The sequence below is a fragment of the Salinispora goodfellowii genome, from assembly GCF_059570675.1.
In genome coordinates, this window is sequence record NZ_JCANTD010000001.1 from 469,268 (window position 1) to 486,247 (window position 16,980).

General features: G+C 71.2%; 12 protein-coding genes and 1 pseudogene. 6 read left to right on the forward strand and 7 right to left on the reverse strand.

Annotated elements, in window-relative coordinates; translation table 11 throughout:
• Positions 1 to 140 precede the first annotated feature (140 nt).
• Together T398_RS02220 and T398_RS02225 are read left to right on the forward strand one after the other, a co-directional pair.
• On the forward strand, positions 141 to 536 hold the full coding sequence (locus T398_RS02220; RefSeq protein WP_496443962.1) for a YciI family protein: 396 nt from the start codon (positions 141 to 143) through the stop codon (positions 534 to 536).
• The gene (locus tag T398_RS02225; protein ID WP_496443964.1) at positions 533 to 1,756 is read left to right on the forward strand and encodes an RNA polymerase sigma factor; all 1,224 of its coding nucleotides are present in this window, start codon (positions 533 to 535) and stop codon (positions 1,754 to 1,756) included. The genes T398_RS02220 and T398_RS02225 overlap by 4 nt, the downstream gene beginning before the upstream one ends.
• 96 nt (positions 1,757 to 1,852) lie before the next feature.
• Here T398_RS02225 and T398_RS02230 read toward each other — a convergent pair whose 3' ends face one another.
• A complete protein-coding gene (locus T398_RS02230) occupies positions 1,853 to 3,022 on the reverse strand; it encodes a sensor histidine kinase (RefSeq protein ID WP_496443966.1) in 1,170 nt (389 codons plus the stop codon).
• On the reverse strand, positions 3,019 to 3,687 hold the full coding sequence (locus T398_RS02235) for a response regulator transcription factor (RefSeq protein ID WP_496443968.1): 669 nt from the start codon (positions 3,685 to 3,687) through the stop codon (positions 3,019 to 3,021). Before T398_RS02235 ends, T398_RS02230 begins: the two co-directional genes overlap by 4 nt.
• 137 nt (positions 3,688 to 3,824) lie before the next feature.
• On the opposite strand from T398_RS02235, the gene T398_RS02240 reads away from it, so the two are divergent.
• Entirely contained in the window at positions 3,825 to 5,690 is a 1,866-nt protein-coding gene (locus tag T398_RS02240; protein WP_496444085.1) for a DUF6311 domain-containing protein, read from the forward strand.
• Positions 5,691 to 5,875: 185 nt separating this feature from the next.
• Here T398_RS02240 and soxR read toward each other — a convergent pair whose 3' ends face one another.
• The gene (gene soxR / locus T398_RS02245) at positions 5,876 to 6,373 is read right to left on the reverse strand and encodes a redox-sensitive transcriptional activator SoxR (RefSeq protein WP_496443970.1); all 498 of its coding nucleotides are present in this window, start codon (positions 6,371 to 6,373) and stop codon (positions 5,876 to 5,878) included.
• 163 nt (positions 6,374 to 6,536) lie between these two features.
• On the opposite strand from soxR, the gene T398_RS02250 reads away from it, so the two are divergent.
• Together T398_RS02250 and T398_RS02255 are read left to right on the forward strand one after the other, a co-directional pair.
• A complete protein-coding gene (locus T398_RS02250; RefSeq protein WP_496443972.1) occupies positions 6,537 to 7,121 on the forward strand; it encodes an NADPH-dependent FMN reductase in 585 nt (194 codons plus the stop codon).
• A 305-nt stretch (positions 7,122 to 7,426) separates the two neighbouring features.
• Positions 7,427 to 7,999, forward strand: a pseudogene (locus T398_RS02255) (MFS transporter); the annotation flags it as partial.
• A gap of 99 nt (positions 8,000 to 8,098) precedes the next feature.
• Here the strand turns inward: T398_RS02255 and T398_RS02260 are convergent.
• Positions 8,099 to 10,009: a DUF6311 domain-containing protein gene (locus T398_RS02260; protein ID WP_496443974.1), complete on the reverse strand. Its 1,911-nt coding sequence runs from the start codon at positions 10,007 to 10,009 to the stop codon at positions 8,099 to 8,101.
• A gap of 136 nt (positions 10,010 to 10,145) precedes the next feature.
• Here T398_RS02260 and T398_RS02265 point away from each other — a divergent pair, with 136 nt between their 5' ends.
• Positions 10,146 to 11,342, forward strand: a complete 1,197-nt coding sequence (locus T398_RS02265; RefSeq protein WP_496443976.1) for a hypothetical protein — start codon at positions 10,146 to 10,148, stop codon at positions 11,340 to 11,342.
• Positions 11,343 to 11,477: 135 nt separating this feature from the next.
• On the opposite strand, the gene dxs is transcribed toward T398_RS02265, so the two are convergent.
• From dxs to T398_RS02280, 3 genes are all read right to left on the reverse strand, one after another.
• On the reverse strand, positions 11,478 to 13,460 hold the full coding sequence (gene dxs, locus T398_RS02270) for a 1-deoxy-D-xylulose-5-phosphate synthase (RefSeq protein WP_496443978.1): 1,983 nt from the start codon (positions 13,458 to 13,460) through the stop codon (positions 11,478 to 11,480).
• 122 nt (positions 13,461 to 13,582) lie between these two features.
• A complete protein-coding gene (locus tag T398_RS02275) occupies positions 13,583 to 14,836 on the reverse strand; it encodes a class I SAM-dependent RNA methyltransferase (protein WP_496443980.1) in 1,254 nt (417 codons plus the stop codon).
• Entirely contained in the window at positions 14,833 to 16,917 is a 2,085-nt protein-coding gene (locus T398_RS02280) for an APC family permease (protein WP_496443982.1), read from the reverse strand. The genes T398_RS02275 and T398_RS02280 overlap by 4 nt, the downstream gene beginning before the upstream one ends.
• Positions 16,918 to 16,980: the final 63 nt, after the last annotated feature.

Genomic DNA, 16,980 nt, shown 5'->3' on the forward strand with positions numbered 1-16,980 from the left:
CCCCACCGGTCAACCCGGCCAACGGCAGTACGAGAAAGGGTCGCTTCAGTGGTGTCCAGATCCGGGTGTCCAAGATCGGAATTCGGTTCCGACCGTAGGGTAGAAGCGCCGAGCTGGGCGCGGGCCTGAAGGAGCACCAGATGAAGTACATGCTGTTGATGAACCACCCCGCGGCGGGCAATGAGCCGGCGATCGAGACGTGCACAGCCGAGGACATGCAGGCCAGCGGCGCTCATATGGGCCAGATCATGCAGGAGCTGGTCGACTCCGGTGAGCTGCTGGGCGCTGCGGGGCTGGCTGACCCGCACACGGCAAAGATTGTGATCAGCGGCGGAGACGCCCCGGTCGTCACGGACGGACCATTTGCGGAGATGAAGGAGTTCCTGGCCGGCTACTGGCTGGTTGACGTCGACAGCGAGGAGCGCGCCATCGAGATCGCGGCCCGTACCTCGGCGGCTCCCGGGGCAGGTGGCAAGCCGACCCGGCGTCCGATCGAGGTCCGCGCGGTGATGCGGGGAGCCGACCCGGAGCTGTGACCGGCGAGCCTGGCGTCGAGGACCTGCTGCGCCAACTGGCGCCGCAGGTCCTCGGCATACTCGTACGCCGGCACGGCGACTTCGCTGACGCTGAGGACGCCGTGCAGGAGGCTCTGCTGGCGGCTGCCGTGCAGTGGCCGGCTGACGGCGTACCGGCCAATCCACGCGGCTGGCTGCTTGCCGTCGCGTTCCGCAAACTGGCCGACCTTCGGCGCAGTGAGGCCGCCCGCCACCGACGGGAAGCGTTCGCCGCCGCGCGCAATCCAGCCGTCGCGCCGGAGGTCTCGGGTACCGACGACTCGCTTACGCTGCTGTTGCTGTGCTGCCATCCAACTCTGCCCGCGAGCGCGGCCATCCCGCTGACCCTGCGCGCCGTCGGTGGTCTGACAACCGCCGAGATCGCACGCGCGTTCCTGGTACCCGAACCAGCGATGGGCAAGCGCATCACCCGCGCCAAGCAGCGCATCCGCAGCTCCGGGCTGCCGTTCGTGCTACCCAACGCGGCCGAGCTTCCCGATCGGCTACGCGCGGTCGAGCATGTGCTCTACCTGATGTTCAACGAGGGGTACGCCACCAGTAACGGGCCCAAGGTGACCCGCACCGATCTGTGCACCGAGGCGGTGCGCCTTACCCGGATGCTGCACGCGAGCCTGCCCGACCACGAGGAGGTAGCTGGGCTGCTGGCGCTGATGCTGCTCACTGACGCCCGTCGCCCGGCGCGCACCGGCGGGCATGGCGAGTTGGTGCCGCTGGATCGTCAGGACCGGACGCTGTGGAACCAGGACATGATCGGCGAGGGCGTGGCCCTGATCTCCGCCACATTGCCGCGCGGCACGGTCGGCTACTACCAGTTGCTTGCGGCGATCGCCGCAGTCCACGACGAGGCGAAGACGGCCGAGGACACCGACTGGCAGCAGATCCTGGCACTCTACGGCCTGCTCGCCCGGGTGTCGGCGAACCCACTGGTGACGTTGAACCGGGCGGTCGCCGCCGCTATGGTGCATGGCCCGGCCGCCGGGCTCAGGGCGTTGGCAGGGCTCGACGACAAGCTCGCTGGCAACCACCGTCTGGACGCGGTCCGCGGGCACCTACGGGAGATGGCAGGTGACCGCGACCGAGCGATCACGCACTACCTGGAAGCAGCGACCAGGACAACAAGCGAGGCGGAGCGGCGATATCTGCTCGCCCGCGTCGCCACGCTGAATACCGACGACCGATAGTCGAACGAAAGCCGACGGCGCACCTGAGGTCCCGGCGGCCTCCAGCTCTTGGCGGGTTGGAAGGCGCCCCACGCGCTCGGGCGACCCGACTCGGAGTCACCGCGTCGCGGCGGGGCCCGGCCCGTCTGCTGCCGGCAGCGTCACCGTCACCTCCAAGCCACCGCCCGGCTGCGCGATCGCCTTCACCACGCCCCCGTGCGCGTCGCAGACGGCCCGGACGATGGAGAGCCCCAGACCGGAACCGCGGGCGCCGGTCCGTTCCCGGCCACCCCGCCGGAACGGCTCGAACAGCCCCGGCACATCGGCCTGGTCCACCTCGAAGCCGGTGTTGCCCACCACCAGCCAGGACCGCCGGCCATCCGAACCGGTCCGGACCCAGAGCCGGCCGTGCAGATGGTTGTAGCGCACCGCGTTCTCGACCAGGTTCCCGGCGAGCCGGTCGAGCAGCCCGGGGTCGCCGACCACCGGTGCCGGCTCCAGTGAGGTCTCCACCCGCAGACCGATCCGCTCCACCTCCCGGCGTACCGCCGTCAGCGCGTTGGCGGTGCCGGCGGCCAGGTCGCACTCCGTTCGCCGGGCGAGGCGATGGCCGGCCTGCGCCTCACTGCGGGCCAGCACCAACAGCGCGTCCACCAGGCCGTTGGCCCGCTCCGAGGCATCCCGAACCACAGTGGACATGCGGCGGTACTCGGCGGTGTCCGCCTCGTCGTCGCTGAGCGTCACGTCAATCTCGGTACGCATCACGGCGAGCGGGGTACGCAGCTCATGTGAGGCGTTGGCGACGAAGCGCTTCTGCGCGTCGAAGGCGACCGCGATCCGGTCCAGCATCGCGTCGAAGGTCTGCGCCAGCTCGGCCACCTCATCATCCGCACCCGAGTAGCCGATCCGCTGATCAAGGGTGGTCTCGCCGAGCCGTCGGGCGGTGGCGGTGACCTGGTAGAGCGGGCGCAGGGCCCGGCCCGCGACCAGGTACCCACCGGCCACCCCGACCACGCTGATCGCCAGCAGCGCCGCCAGCCCCTTGGCCAACAGTTCCCGGCTCGCCGTATCGCCCACCTGCCGCTGCCACTCGGCGGCGTCCAGGAAGCGCCCGTCGGCCAGCACCACCGTCGTCCCGGGCAGCAGCTCGTCGGTCGGGCGCAGCGCGTCGCGTACCAGCAGCCAGGCCAGCAGCACCAGGATCACCCCGGCGCCCACCAGCAGTAACCCGTTGAGCAGGGTCAACCGCAGGCGCAGGGTGGGCCGCATGCCACGGCCCGCGGTCACGCCGGCGCCCCGGTCACGCGGTAGCCGGCGCCGACCACGGTCTCGATCAGCGGTGGGTCGCCGAGCTTACGGCGCAGCGTGCGCACGGTGACCCGGACGATGGTCGTGAACGGGTCGGTGTTCGCGTCCCAGACCCGTTCCAGCAGCTCCTCGCTGGAGACCACCGCGCCGCCGGCCTTGACCAGTTCGTGCAGCACACCGAACTCCTTGTTGGTCAGGTCCAGCGGCACGTCGGCCCGGGTGGCCGTCCGCCGGGCCGGGTCGAGCACCAGGTCGGCCACCGCCAGCACCGGCGGAGCGGCCGGGGTGGCGCGGCGGCCCAACGCCTGCACCCGGGCGACCAGCTCGTCAAAGGCGAACGGCTTGGGCAGGTAGTCGTCCGCGCCCAACTGCAGCCCCTCGACCCGGTCGGCGACCGTCCCGCTGGCGGTCAACATCAGCACCCGGGTCAGGGTGCCGGAGGCGGCCAGCTCGGCGCAGATCTGATCACCGGGTACGCCGGGCAGGTCCCGGTCGAGCACCACCACGTCGTACCGGGTGACGAAGGCCATCTCGTGCCCGCTGTCACCGTCGTACGCGACATCCACCGCCATGCCGCGCTTGCGCAACCCCCGTGTGATCGCGTCGGCGAGGTGGCGTTCGTCCTCGACAACCAGTACCCGCATCCCAGCCTCCTCGCGCCTGACTCCCCGACAACCTAGTGCTTCACCGCCAGCGACGACCCGGTGCGCGACCGAGAGTGACCGGGGCCGGCAGCTCCACCCCGGGGCCGCCTGTACGATGGCGCGTCGTGCCCGCGCCGATGGTTGACTCCGTGCCACAGACCAGCAGCCCCGCATCCACTGCGGCGGAAGTGCCGACCCGGCGTTCCCGCTGGCGTCCCGCCCGCGCCGACGTCCTGGCCATCGGCGCCTACCTGGCCCTCGGCGTACTGGTCTGCCTCAACCACTGGGGGGACATCCCCAACCGGGTCTCCGCCCACCTGCCGACCGACCACAGCTGGTTCGAGTGGCTCTTCGCACACGGGGCGTACTCGGTGTTCCAGCTGGAGAACCCGCTCTTCACCACCCGGCAGAACGCCCCGGTCGGGGTGAACATGATGGCGAACACCTCACTCCTCGGGGTGACCCTGCCGCTGGCGCCGCTGACCGCGCTGGTCGGCCCCCAGGTGACGTACGTGCTCTACCTCGGCGCCGCGCTGGCCGCCACCGCTGGCACCTCCTACTGGGTGCTCTCCCGGCACCTGGTGCGCTCCCGGGCCGGCGCGTTCGTCGGTGGCGCGTTCCTGGGCTTCGCACCCGGCGTCGTGCACCACGCCAACGGCCAGCCCAACTTCGTCTCCAACTTCCTGCTCCCGCTGATCGTGCTCCGCGTACTGCGGCTCGGCGAGCCCGGCCGCTGGCGGCGCAACGGCATCCTGCTCGGCCTGCTGGTGGCGTACCAGATCTTCATCAACGAGGAGATGCTGCTGCTCACGGCGCTGGCCTGCCTCGTCGTCGTCGCCACGTACGCGGTGCTGCGGCCGGGGGCCGCCTGGCGACAGGCCGGCACCTTCGCCGCCGCCCTCGGCACCGGCGGTGGCCTGGCGCTGCTGCTCACCGCGTACCCGATCTGGTTCCAGTTCAACGGCCCGCAGTCCTACCGCGGCCTGCAGGGCGGCATCTTCCACAGCTGGGGCGAGGACCTCAAGGCTTACGTCACCTTCCCCCGGGACACCCTGGCCGGGGACCCGGCGGTGGAGCAGACGCTGGGCCTGACCGAGCAGAACAGCTGGTTCGGCTGGCCGCTGGTGATCCTGGCGGTGGTGGCCCTCCTGCTACTGGTCCGCCGCAGCCTGGTGGCGCGCATCCTGGCGGTGCTGACGGTGGTGTTCACGGTGGCCTCCCTCGGCCCGACGATCCGCTTCGACGGCGCCGAGACCGACATCGACGGCCCGTGGTCGTACGTGTCGGAGGAGCTGCCACTGGTCGAGATGATGATGCCGACCCGGCTGAGCCTGATCGTGGCCGCCGCGATCGGGATCCTGCTCGCCGTCGCGTGGGACGCCGTCTCCGGGGCCGGCCGGCCGCCGGTGCCGGCGCAGCGCTCCGGCCGCTCCCCCGTGCCCACGCGGCGCTCCGGCCAGCCGCTGCGATTCCTGCTGCGGTGGCGACGTCCGGTCGGCTACGCGGCCATCACGCTGGCCCTGCTGCCGCTGATCCCCCGGCCGCTGCCGGTGGAGGCGGTGGCGCCCCCACCGCACTTCATCACCGCCGGTGGCTGGCGGCCGTACGTGCCCGAGGGGCGCACCCTGGTCCCGGTGCCGATCCCGAGCAACGTGCACGGCCTGTCCACGCTGCGCTGGAGTGCGCTGACCCAGCACGCGTTCCCCGTTCCCGGTGGGTACTTCATCGGCCCCAACGAGCAGGGGGAAGGGATCTTCGGGGCGGGTAACCGGCCGACGACCCGACTTATCTACTCCACGATGGGCAAGAACGCCACACCGAACATCACCGACGTCGAGCGGCGACAGGCGATCGAGGATCTGCGGTACTGGCGGGCCTCGGTGGTGGTGCTCGGCGCCCACCCCCGGGAGGCGGTGCTGCGCGACCTGATGACCTCGCTGCTCGGCACAGCGCAGCGGGTGGACGACGTCTGGCTCTGGGACGTCCGTCCCCTGGTCAGCTAGGAGCGCTGCTGCTCGGCTAACTCGACGCGGAGCTGTTCGCCGGGAGCGGCTTCCCGGCGGGCCCCGATCGGATTGGAAAGCAGCTCACTGTCACCACGTCCTGGCGCGACCCGGGCCAGCGGCCGTCACCCTGCTGTCGCTGCTGACCCTGCTCACCGAACGCGAAACGCCGCCGGCCTCGTCACCTACCTGGTGTTCTCGATCCCGGAGTTCGTCACATCCCGCTGACGATCGGCCGTCCCGCGGAGTCGACGTGCTCCCGGCCCGTCCCTACCGAGGGCGTCGTTCGGGTTGGCGAGAGCGCACCGCTCCAGGGACAGGCAGCCACATCCGATGCAGTCGAGCAGTTCGTCGCGAAGCTGCGCCATCAGCGTCATCCGGGCGTCGAGGTCGGCACGCCAGCAGTCGCTGACCCGCTGCCAGTCCTCCACGGTAGGTGTTCGCTTCTCCGGTAGCAGTGCCAGGACGTCACGGATCATGGCCAGTGGGATGCCGATGCGCTGGGACGCCTTGATGAACGCGATGCGGCGCAGCGCGTCTCGGCTGTATCGCCGTTGGTTGCCAGACGTGCGGCGACTGCGGATCAGACCCTGGCGCTCGTAGAAGCGCAGCGCCGATGGGGGTACGCCGCTGCGCTCAGCCAGTTCACCCACTGTGAGCCCGTTGACGGCAACGTCGGTCATGGGTGCACGGTACTTGACTTGAACCTTGGTTCAGGGGCGACGGTGAGGGCGTAGCAGCGGTGTGGGGCAGCGCGCCGGATCACTGCCGTCCGCCGTGGCCGGCTGCTCACCGCGGACACCGGAGAACCTGCTCGCCGCCCTGGTGATGGAAGGACCATGCACGATGTCTGTGGAACCACTGAAGATCGTCATCCTTGTTGGTAGCACCCGTAAAGGCCGCTTCGGGCCCGTGGTGGCCAACTGGTTCGCCGCGCAGGTCCGGCAGCGTGACGACATGGAACTCGACCTCATCGACCTCGTCGAGGCGAACCTGCCGTACGAGTTGCCGGACTTCAACGCGGATGAGGAGCCTGTGGCGGTTCGTGCGCTCACCCCCCGGCTCGCGGCGGCGGACGGGTTCGTCTTCGTGACGCCGGAGTACAACCACAGCTACCCCGCCTCGCTCAAGAACGTGGTCGACTGGTACCGGAAGGAGTGGCAGGCCAAACCGGTCGGCTTCGTGTCGTACGGCGGGCTCGCCGGCGGTCTGCGCTCGGTCGAGCACCTGCGGCCGGTCCTGAGTGAGGTGCATGCGGTCCCGATCCGGGACACCGTCAGCTTCCACGGTGCCGGGGAGCGGTTTGACGGATCCGGCGCGCCAACCGACCCGCGGGGCTGCAATGCCGCGGCGAAGACGTTGCTCGACCAGCTGGCATGGTGGTCCGGTGCTCTGCGGACCGCGAGAGCCGACCATCCCTACGGCACCTGACCGTCCCGCCGTTTCCGCCACCTGCTCATCGTGAGCCGGCCGGCTCATCCGAGTGACCGGAGCTGAGACCCGGTACGCCAAGGGTCCGGGCGTGCTCCGCGGCGACAGTGTGCTCCGCAGGGCTTCTGAGATGTCATGGCAGTCCACCTCCTGAGCCGCCCGGCGCCCGGTAAGCCCCGACTTGGGTTGAAAAGTGAAAGGAATGCCATGGATGCGCAGGAACCGCAGCGGGCGGGGCCGCGAGAGTGGTGGGGTCTTGCTGCCCTGGCCCTGCCGACGCTGTTGGTGGCGATGGACCTCACGGGTCCCTGCCGTGGACGCTCACGGGCGTCGCCGGGGCGATGCTGGCGCCGTTTGTCGTCCGCCGTCTGTCGCGGTCGGCAGTGATGGCGGGCGGCCTGGCGCTCGGCGCTGCGGGTTTCGGCGCTCTGGCCGGCATCGACTCGACTACTGGACTCACCTTGCTGGTGGTCAGCATGGTCATCGCATCCCTAGGAATCTCCGGCACGATGACCCTGAGCACGGACCTGGCCGTCGGGGCAGCTCCTGAGGAACGCGCCGGGTCGGCGTCGGCTATCTCCGAGACCGGAAGCGAACTCGGCCTCGCCCTGGGCATCGCGGTACTGGGCAGTGTCGGCAGCGTCGTCTATCGCCAGGAACTGGCCAGGTCCGCGCCCGTGTCAACCCTGCCCGAGTCGATGGAGGTCCCCACCGACACGCTGGGCGGGGCGGTCAGCGTGGCAAACGAGCTGCCCGGCGCGGCTAGAGACGCACTACTCGCCTCTGCCCGGGAGGCGTTCACCACCGGGATGGCGGTGACCTCGGCGATCAGCAGTGCGGTGCTGATCGCCCTGGCGATCGCCGTCGGCATCCTGCTGCGCACCGTGGTCCATCGACGAGTCCGGCCTCCTGGACGAAGGCGCATGACCGCCGCGAATCAGCCCGGTCGGCCGGTCCCGGCCGACCGGGCTCCGGCCTCAGGCGGACGGCGTCGGATCCGTCAACGCGCGGACGTCCCACATCCAGACGTCTAGTTCCCGCGTGCCGGGGCCGACCAGTTGCTCGACGGTCAGCCGCAGCGGCTCCGCGTGGTGCTGGTCCACCGGTAGGACCAGGATCGCGGCCCGCCAGTGCCGCAGGTCGTCCAGGGCGCGCCGCTGCTGCCGGTCGTCGAGTTGCAGCGTACGTCCGGTGCTGGCGACCTCGCTGAGCAGTTCACCGAGCCCGCTGGGACGGCCACCGAAGCGACCCGGGTCGCCGGTGTTGGCGTTGCGCGGAGCCAGGAAGTAGCCACCGGGGATCTTGAAGTCGAGGTTGGCGGCGGCGGCCCAGCGCATGCCGTGGGTGTTACCCATGCTCGGCACCGGAATGGGCACCAGCGTCTGATCCTCCGCGACGTAGCCGCGCCACCGGTCGGCGGTGATGAATTCCGGCACCGGTGGTCGGGAGGTCACCGCCAGCGGCATGGGCGCGATCGGCAACAACGCCAACGCCAGCCCGGCGGCGGTGCGCAGCCGCAGGGTACGCCGGGGCAGCGGCAGCTTCCGGGACCGGTCGACCGCGAGCGTCAGCAACAGGCCGACGGTGACGGTGGTAATCAGCCCGAACCGGGTCGGCACCACCGCGTCCAGCAGCGGCAGCCGGACCAACCACTCCCACGGCCCGACTCCGATCTCCTGGTCCCACCACGAGATCCGCTCGCCGAGGGAGAGCACCGCGAAGAAGATCCCGGTCGCCGCGAGGGCCCGCACGACCACGTCGTGGCGCAGCCACGCGACGATGCCGACGGCGATCAGGGACAGGCTCCAGCCGAAGAAGGCGTTCTCCTCCGAGTAGTTCGGGGCCAGGCCGGTGTTGGCCGCGTTGTCCCCGCCCAGGGTGGGCGAGCCGGGGGCGACGAACGCGGCGATGTCGTTGCCGTAGTCCCGGACCGCGTCACTGAGCCCGTGGTACGCCATCGGCCCGGCGAACTGCACGTAGAGCGGGTACGCCAGCAGCGCGCCCGCCACCGCCGTGCAGGTGGCGAGGGCCTTCGCCAGGGGCCGCCACGCCGACCGCCACAGCTGGGGCCGCTGCACCAGCACGGCGGCGAGGAAGACTCCGCACGCCATCGCGGTGAAGAGCAGGATCTCCTCGTTGATGAACGCCTGCACGGTCACCAGCAGGGCGAGCAGCAGGCCGTCGCGGTACGGACGCTGGGACCGGGTGATGGCGAGCACCCGCCACACGATGAACGGCAGCAGGAACTGACTGATGATGTTGGGGTGCCAGTTGGCGTGCGACAGCATCGCCGGGGAGAACCCGCAGAACCATCCGCCGACGGCCGCCGCCAGTCGACTGCGAACGAGGTGCCGGCGGAGCACCACGTACCAGGCGGTCGCGGTGCCGGCGAGCCCGAGGGTGACCAACAGCACAAAGGTCACCGCCGGGCCGAAGAGGAGCGTCACCGGCACCATCGGGATGCCCAGCGCGAGGATGGCCGTGTTGGCCATCAGGTTGACCCCGTCCGGGTAGTTGAACTGTTCGGTGAAGAACGGGAACTCCCCGTGGAGCACCACCCGCACCGAGTGCGCCAGGAAGAACTGCACCTGCGCCGGGTCACTGCTGTAGAGCGCGGCGACCCGGCCGGCCGGGTTGATCCAGATCTGGCTGGTCACCCAGAAGGCCGCGAGCAGAAACCCGCCGACCACCACCAGGTGCTGCCGTCGGGCCGTCAACGACGGCAGCCGAAGCCGACGACGCCCCGGGGCCGCAGCCGGTGGAACGGGCGTCGGCTTCCGGTTCCCCGCCGCGGCGCCGTTCAGGGGGAACACACCCGCGCTGTTGAGATCGACCGGCTCCGACGGAGTCACGGCGGCGGGGTCGGCGCGGGTGTCAGCAGAGGTCACAGTCGGCGGAGTCTACCCGAACGAAATTCACTGGAAAGCCAGCGCTCAATCCTTTGTGGGCGGTTCCGGACGGCACCAGGTCATCTCGTACGATTGCGGTTCGCACGACCGGCTGGGGTAAACGGAGGAGCTAAAGGTGCTTGCAGCCCGCCGGACCGGCAGGACGACCGCCGCCGCGTTGGCCCTGATGGCGTCCCTGGCCGGTTGCGGAGTCGTCACCGACCGGGCACCGGCTGACCTGTCGGTGGGGCATGACAGCCAGGACGGCTCGCTCATCGTCTGGCCGGCCCGCGGCTCCCTCGCCGCCGAGGCCGCCACGACGACGGCGGTGACCGAGGCGGTCCGCGCCTGGCGGTCACCGCTCGACGACCGGGCCTACCTGCCCACCTCCGGCATTCTCTGGGTCGGTGAGGTCGACGGCGCACCGCTCGCCCTGGTCGCCGCGGATGTTCCCGGTACGGGTTCCTCCTGGCTCCTCCAGGTCGCCGGGGAGGCCGGGCGCCACACCGTCACCCACGCCGTCGAGCACACCGATCCCGGCTACCTCATCTACTCCGATGTCCTTCCGGTGCACACCGACGCGGGTCGCCGCTACCTGGTCTCTGCCCGGGTCACCGACCTGAACGGTCCGGATGGCGAGGCGGTGACCATCGAGGGGGGCCTGAGCACCCCCGTGGCGGTGCCGGCCTGCTCCGCGGTCTCAATCACCGCCACGCTGCGCGCCACCGGGTCGCTGCCGCAGGGGCGCGCCACCGATCGTTTCCTCGACCTCGGCACCGGGCTGGACGCGCCGCGCGACCCGCTGGTACGCGACGAGTCCGGCTCCGGGCGGCAGGCCCTGGCCGGGTTGGACACCTGCGCGCTCGCCGGCGACGAGGGGCCGTTCGGCAGCATCCAACGCCAATTCGGGAGCCGAAAGTCGGCGAAATCGGTGCCGGCCTCCTGGCCGATGTCGGGGCTGAGCATCCAGACGGTTGGCGAGGGCACGCTCGGCGCCGGCCCGCCGGGTGAGGTGCAGCAGCTCACCTGGGAGGCGGCCGGCGACGAGATGACGGCGATGCTGTACCGGCCGACCGCCGGCGGCGCAGCGCTGATGTCGGCCGCCGACCCGGCCGCGCCGCTGCAGGCGTACGTCCTGCCGGTGGCTGGGCAGCGGCTGGGTGTGTTGAGCTGGCAGCCGACGCCGGAGGACTCGCTGTCGGTCCCGGCCGGCACGTCCCGCCTCGTTGACCGTCCGGGCCTGACGGTCCTGCCCCTGGCGGACGAGAAGGTCACCGTGAGTCTGGCGACCACCGAGGAGACCCACTACCGTTCCCTGCCCGCTCCCCAGTAACGCTTGGGTGGCGACGTCCGCCGGTTAGTGCCGGGGCGGCGACGTAAGCGGGGTAACGCCGGCGGCGGCGCCCGACGCGATGCCGCGGTGACGGGTGGGCGACGGCGGGTTGCCCGCCGTCGCCCACCCGCACCCTCACTTCGGGGCGGAGGCCTCCCGCGGCGTGACGATCGGCTCCACCTGGTCGGTGACCAGCTCCTTCTCGTTGCCGACGGCGCCGTTGTCGAGCCGGGAGATCCAGCCGGTGACGTCGCGGGCCACGTCCTGGGCGGTCAGGCCAAGGTCGGTGAGAATCTGGGCCCGGGTGCCGTACGGGTGCCAGTCGACCGGTACGCCCAGGTCCTTCACCGGCACCTCGACGTCGGCGTCCCGCATCGCCTGGGCGATGGCGTCGCCGACGCCGCCGGCCCGAACCCCGTCCTCCACGACGACCACGAGCCGATGCCCGGCGGCCAACTCCACCAGTTCGGCCGGGACCGGCCGGACCCAGCGCGGGTCAACCACGGTCACGCCGTAACCCTGCTCGCCGACCCGGGCGGCGACCTCCAGGCCGAGGCCCGCGAAGGAACCGACCGCGACCAGCAGCACGTCGGCGCGGGCCGACTCGGCGAGCACGTCCACCGGCCCGACCCGGCGCCGCGCCGGCAGGTCAGCGGCGACGGAACCGGTCGGGAAGCGGACGATGGTGGGAGCGTCGTCCACGGCGACCGCCTCGCGCAGCTCCTCGCGGAGGGTGGCGGCGTCCCGGGGGGCGGCGATCCGCAGGCCCGGCACCACCCCGAAGACGGACATGTCCCACATGCCGTAGTGGCTGGGCCCGTCCGGGCCGGTGATCCCGGCCCGGTCCAGCACGAAGGTCACCGGTAGCTTGTGCATCGCCACGTCCAACAGGACCTGGTCGAATGCCCGGTTGAGGAAGGTCGCGTAGACCGCGACCACCGGGTGCATACCGCCCAGCGCCAGCCCCGCCGCCGAGGTGGCGGCGTGCTGCTCGGCGATGCCCACGTCGTAGGTGCGCTCCGGGTACTTCCGGGCCAGCTTGGCGATGCCGGTCGGCTCGGCCATCGCAGCAGTGATTCCCACCACGTCCGGCCGCTCGTCGGCGATCGCCACCAGTTCCTCGGCGAAGACATGCGTCCACTTCACCGACGGCGCGGCGGTGGCCTTGCCGGTCTCGGTGTCGAAGGCACCGGGGCTGTGGAAACAGTCCGCCTCGTCGTCCTCGGCCGGGCGGTAGCCGTAGCCCTTGCGGGTGACCGCGTGCACGATCACCGGACCGCCGAAGGACTTCGCCGCGCGCAGCGCCCCCTCGACCGCCGCGATGTCGTGCCCGTCAACCGGACCGACGTACTTGATGCCGAGGTCCTCGAACATCGCCTGCGGCGCGACCGCGTCCTTGATGCCCCGCTTGACCGCGTGCAGCACCTCGTACATCGGCCGGCCGACCAGCGGGGTCGAGCCGAGCGCCTCCCGGACCGTGTCCAGTACCCGTTCGTAGCCGGGGTTCAGGCGCAGCGTCGAGAGGTGGTCGGCGAGCCCGCCGATGGTCGGCGAGTAGGAGCGACCGTTGTCGTTGACCACGATCACCAGCGGGTTTCGGGTGGTCGCGATGTTGTTCAACGCCTCCCAGCACATACCGCCGGTCAGCGCACCGTCGCCGACCACGGCCGCCACCGCCCGGGACTCGCCCCGCAGCGCGTACGCCTTGGCCAGCCCGTCGGCGTAGGAGAGGACGGTGGAGGCGTGCGAGTTCTCGATCAGGTCGTGCTCGCTCTCGGCCTGGCTCGGATAGCCGGCGAGCCCACCGCGCTGGCGCAGCTTGTCGAAGCCGCCCTGCCGGCCGGTGAGAATCTTGTGTACGTAGGCCTGGTGGCCGGTGTCGAACAGGATCCGGTCCCGGGGGGAGTCGAAGACCCGGTGCAGCCCGAGGGTCAGCTCCACCACCCCCAGGTTGGGGCCGATGTGCCCGCCGGTGCGGGAGACCTTGGCCACCAGAAAGTCACGGATCTCGGCGGCGAGGATGTCCAGCTGCTCGGTGGACATCCGCTTGATGTCCTGCGGACCGCTGACGGCGGCCAGCAGCCCCGGTTGGTTTGCCGGGTCCCGTTCAACACTCATGACCGGAGAGTCTATCGGCCGGGTGACAGCTCGCGGTCCGGTCGGGAGCCCCCGAACGGTCCGCGGGACACCAACAACGCTGAGCCGGTGGTCAGGCGTCGCTCCGCCGCTGGTACCGCAGGTCAGGCGTCGCTTCCCCGCCCGTGCGGCGAGGCGGGCGGCAGCAGCAGCCCCACCAGTTCCACGTGCTGGGTCATCGGAAAGAGGTCGAAGCCGCGCAGCGCGGCCAGCCGCCAGCCCAGCTCGGCGAAGCCGCGGACATCCCGGGCGAAGGCCGCCGGGTCACAGGCCACGTACGCCACCGCGCGCGCTCCGGCGGCGGCCACCGCCCGCACCACCCGGGCCCCGGCCCCGGAGCGGGGCGGATCGAGCACCACCAGGTCCACCGGCGCGATGCGGCGCCCCCGGTCCAGCACCGGGGCGACCCGGCCCGAGACGATGCCGACCTGCGGCAGGTCCCGCAGGTTCTCCCGGGCGGCGGCGATGCCGGCCCCGGCGGCCTCGACGAGGGTGACCCGACCGGTGACACCGACCCGCTCCGCCAGCGCGGCGGCGAAGAGGCCGGCCCCGCCGTACAGGTCCCAGGCGGTCTCCCCCGGCTGCGGGTCGAGCTGCGCCAGCACGGCGTTGACCAGGGTGTCCGCCGCCGCCGGGTGGACCTGCCAGAACGCCGACGGGGGCAGCGTCCACCGGCGGCCGACCGCCGCTTCGTGAACCCGTTCCGGCCCGCTCACCGGCCGCACCGCCCCGTCGGTGACCGCGGTCACGGTCACCTCCCCACCGGTCGAGGCGACCGACTCGACGGCGTCCGCGTCTGGCCACCGTACGGGGCCGAGCACCGGCAGTTGTTGAATCGCCGGGTGGGCGATCCGGCACCGGTCGATCGGCACCACCTCGTACGAGCGGTGCTTGAGCAGGCCGGCCCGACCGGCGCCGTCAACGGTGTAGCGCACCCGGGAACGCCAGCCCAGCGACCCGCCGGGCAGCGCCTCGACCTGGATACCCAGCGCGTCCAGTTCCCCGTCGGTCAACCCGCCCAGTCGGGTGAGTTGCTCGCGGATCACCCCCGCCTTCCAGGTCAGCTGCGCCTCGGGGGACACGTGTTGCAGGTCGCAGCCGCCGCAACGGCCGGGCTTCGCGTACGGGCAGGGGGGCTCGACCCGCTCCGGCGCGGCTGCCAGCACCGTCACCGCGTCGGCCCGGACGAACCCGCGGTGCACCTCGGTGACCTCGGCCACCACCCGCTCGCCGGGCAGCGCATGCCGGACGAAGACCACCTGGCCGGCGACCCGGGCGACGCAGTGCCCGCCCGGGGCCACCGCGCCGACGGTCAACTCGACCCGCTCGGCCTCCGCCAGCCCCTCGCCGCCGGTCACCGGCCACCTCCATCGGTCGGGTCCGGGCCGCTCCCGGGCGGCGGCGCGGGCACCGTTGACGGGCCGGCTGCCGGCTCCGGGCCGCCCGGCGGCGGCACCCGGGGGCCGCGGGCCGGTCCGCGGCTGAGCGTCTCGTCCAGCCGGTCCAGATCCTTGCCCTCGGTCGAGACGAGCTGCCACGGCACGCTGGTGACCATCACTCCCGGTTCGAAGAGCAGCCGACCCTTGAGCCGCAGTGCGCTCTGGTTGTGCAAGAGGTTCTCCCACCAGTGGCCGACCACGTACTCGGGGATGAAGACGGTGACCACGTCGCGGGGCGAGGACCGACGGATGCCGGCCACGTAGTCGAGGATCGGTCGGGTGATCTCCCGGTACGGCGAGTCGATCACGGTCAGTGCGACCGGCACGTCCCGCCGTTCCCACTCGGCCTGCAACCGGCGGGTGTCCTTGTCGTCGACGTTCACCGTCACCGCGGTCAGACTGTCCGGCCGGGTGACCTGCGCGTAGGCGATCGCCCGCAGGGTCGGCTGGTGCACCTTGCTGACCAGTACGACCGCGTGGTTGCGGGCCGGTTTCACCGGCCGCCCCTCGTCGGGGGTGAGCTCGACGGCCACCCGGTCGTAGTGCCGCCGGATCCCCAGCATCACCAGGTAGATCATGACCATCGCGGCGATGGCGATCCACGCGCCGAGTAGGAACTTCGTGACGACCACGATCACCAGTACGGTGGCGGTCATCGCCATCCCGAAGCTGTTGATCGCCCGGGAGCGGATCATCTGCCGGCGGACCTGCTGGTCGCGTTCGACCCGGAGGTAGCGGTTCCAGTGCCGGATCATGCCGGCCTGGGACAGGGTGAACGAGACGAAGACGCCGACGATGTAGAGCTGGATCAGCTTGGTCACCTCGGCCTGGAAACCGATGATCAGCACGATCGCGAAACCGGCCAGGAACAGGATGCCGTTGGAGAACGCGAGCCGGTCCCCCCGGGTGTGTAGCTGCCGGGGCAGGTAGCGGTCCTGGGCGAGGATCGACCCCAACACCGGGAAGCCGGTGAACGCGGTGTTCGCGGCCAGGAAGAGGATCAGGGCGGTGACGCCGACGACCACGAACAGCAGCAGCGAACCGGAGCCGAAGATGGTCTCGCCGAGCTGTGCGGTGACGGTCTTCTGCACGTACCCGGCGGGGCCGCCGACGATCTGCCGGGCCGGGTCCTCCACGAACTGCAGGCCGGTCAGCCGGGCCAGCCAGACGATGCCGACCAGCATGGTCACCGCCACCGCGCCGAGCATGAGCAGGGTGGTCGCCGCGTTGCGGCTCTTCGGTGCCCGGAAGGCGGGCACCCCGTTGGAGATCGTCTCGACGCCGGTGAGCGCAGCGCAGCCGGAGGAGAAGCTCCGGAGCAGCAGGAACGCCATCGCCCACCCGGTCGTGTCGCTCCACTCGGCGGCGATGACCAGGTCCGCGCTGGGAGCACGCAGGTCGTGGCCGAGCAGCACCACCCGGACCAGCCCGGTGAGGATCATGCCGACAATAACGATCATGAAGCCGTAGGTGGGGATGGCGAAGGTGGTGCCAGACTCCTTGATTCCCCGCAGGTTGACGGCGGCGAGCAGCACCACCGCGGCGACGGCCACCGCCACCTTGTGGGTGGCCACGAAAGGGATCACCGCGCCCAGGTTCGCCACCCCGGACGCGACCGAAACCGCGACGGTCAACACGTAGTCGACCAGGAGGGCGCTGGCCACGCCGACACCGGCGCGGCGCCCCAGGTTGACCGTGGCCACCTCGTAGTCGCCGCCGCCGGACGGGTAGGCGTACACGTTCTGCCGGTAGCTCGCCACGACGGCGAGCATCACCACGACCACCCCCAGGGCGATCCACGGCGAGAAGACGAACGCCGAGGCCCCGGCGAACGAGAGCATCAGCAGGATCTCGTCCGGGGCGTACGCCACGCTGGAGAGCGCGTCGGAGGCGAAAACGGGCAGGGCGATGCGCTTGGGCAGCAGGGTGTGCTGGAGTCGGTCAGACCGGAACGGTCGACCGACGAGCAGTCGCTTCACCAGCGAGGCGGGTCGGGCCACAACCGCCAAGCGTACGACCCTCGGCCACGCCCACGCCCGGGTGGCCGGAGACCGGGGGGTGTA

Excerpts from the sequence above, each read along its gene's own strand:
- T398_RS02220 (WP_496443962.1), top strand. The coding sequence starts at position 141 with ATGAAGTACATGCTGTTGATGAACCACCCCGCGGCGGGCAATGAGCCG.
- T398_RS02235 (WP_496443968.1), bottom strand. The coding sequence starts at position 3,687 with ATGCGGGTACTGGTTGTCGAGGACGAACGCCACCTCGCCGACGCGATC.
- T398_RS02240 (WP_496444085.1), top strand. The coding sequence starts at position 3,825 with ATGGTTGACTCCGTGCCACAGACCAGCAGCCCCGCATCCACTGCGGCG.
- soxR (WP_496443970.1), bottom strand. The coding sequence starts at position 6,373 with ATGACCGACGTTGCCGTCAACGGGCTCACAGTGGGTGAACTGGCTGAG.
- T398_RS02250 (WP_496443972.1), top strand. The coding sequence starts at position 6,537 with ATGTCTGTGGAACCACTGAAGATCGTCATCCTTGTTGGTAGCACCCGT.
- dxs (WP_496443978.1), bottom strand. The coding sequence starts at position 13,460 with ATGAGTGTTGAACGGGACCCGGCAAACCAACCGGGGCTGCTGGCCGCC.